Below are 660 nucleotides of genomic sequence, written 5' to 3' on the forward strand. Positions count from 1 at the left end.
GCGATGCTCGACGCAGACGGCCTTGGGCGTTCCGGTGCTGCCGGAGGTGTAGATGAGATAGGCGGGGTGCCGGGGGTCGAGCGGCGCGGTGCGGTCGGCGTCCGTCGGCGCCCGACCGGGCGCGCCGGCAAGCGCTGCGTCGAGGCCGGCATCGTCCTCCATCGCGATGAGCGCGGTGTCGGCTCGGGTCGGCAGCCGGCCCTCGAGCGCGCGGGTCGTCAGCACCACGAGCGGGCGCGCATCGGCGAGCAGGAAGGCGAGGCGCTCGGCCGGCAGGTCCGGGTCGAGCGGCAGGTAGGCCGCGCCCGCCTTCAGCACCCCGAGCACCGCCGCCACCATCTCGATCGAGCGCTCGAACGCCAGCGCCACCACCCTCTCCGGACCCACCCCCAGCCCGATCAGGCGCCACGCGATGCGGTTCGCCGCCGCCTCGAGCCCAGCATAGTCGAGGCGCCGCCCACCCTCGCTCACCGCCACCGCCCCCGGCGTGCGCCCCGCCTGCGCCTCGAACAGCCCCGTCAGCGTCCCGGGCTCGGGCATCCCGCGCCGCGCGCCCGCGAACCCCTCCGTCAGTCGGCCGGCTTCACCCGGCAGCAGGATCCCGAGCTGCGACACCGCCCGCCCGGGCTCCGCCACCCCCTCCGCCAGCAGGCCGATCAG

1 protein-coding gene is annotated in these 660 nt (G+C 76.7%); it reads right to left on the reverse strand.

Going from position 1 to position 660, the window contains the following annotated elements; all coding sequences use genetic code 11:
* Positions 1-660 (reverse strand): AMP-binding protein (locus JCR33_RS24630; RefSeq protein ID WP_198884798.1); only part of this gene is annotated, 660 nt, incomplete at both ends.

This window comes from Acuticoccus mangrovi (genome assembly GCF_016411865.1).
In the GTDB taxonomy this organism is placed as follows: Bacteria; Pseudomonadota; Alphaproteobacteria; order Rhizobiales; family Amorphaceae; genus Acuticoccus; species Acuticoccus mangrovi.